The organism is Citrobacter sp. TBCS-14 (assembly GCF_005280805.1).
Taxonomy (GTDB): Bacteria; Pseudomonadota; Gammaproteobacteria; order Enterobacterales; family Enterobacteriaceae; genus Citrobacter; species Citrobacter gillenii.
In genome coordinates this window covers 1-575 of record NZ_SZWM01000555.1, presented here as the reverse complement: position 1 = coordinate 575, position 575 = coordinate 1, and the positions used below count along the sequence as shown (strand labels likewise).

Annotated in this window: 1 pseudogene; it reads right to left on the bottom strand. The window is 56.4% G+C overall.

The window, feature by feature from the left end:
• Positions 1–575 (bottom strand): annotated as a pseudogene (locus FDX22_RS19860) (ABC transporter permease); the annotation flags it as partial.

Below are 575 nucleotides of genomic sequence, written 5' to 3'. Positions count from 1 at the left end.
AGCTGCGCAGTCCGCGCCCGCGCTGAATCAGATACCAGCACAGTAAATAAAACGCGGCGATAAACACCACCAGCACACCGAAGGTCGTCACCAGCGGCACATCGTGAATGCCGAGGAAACCGTAGCGGAACCCGCTAATCATGTAGACAATCGGGTTCAGGTGCGACAGTCCCTGCCAGAACGGCGGCAGCAGCGTTAGCGAGTAGAACACGCCGCCCAGGTAGGTCAGCGGTGTCAGCACAAAGGTCGGGATCAGACTGATATCGTCAAAGGTTTTGGCAAAAACCGCATTCAGCAATCNGTCAGCACCAGCGTCAGCGCCACGAAGACCCAGGAGTGCACCTGGAACGGCACGAAGAACAGTGAGATAGCCGTGACCAGAATGCCCACACACAGACCGCGAGCCACGCCACCGCCGACAAAACCGGCGATGATTACGTGCGTCGGTACCGGTGCAACCAACAGTTCTTCAATGTTGCGCTGAAACTTGGCGCTAAAGAACGACGACGCCACATTAGCGTACGAGTTGGTAATCACCGCCATCATGATAAGCCCCGGCACGATAAACTGCATGT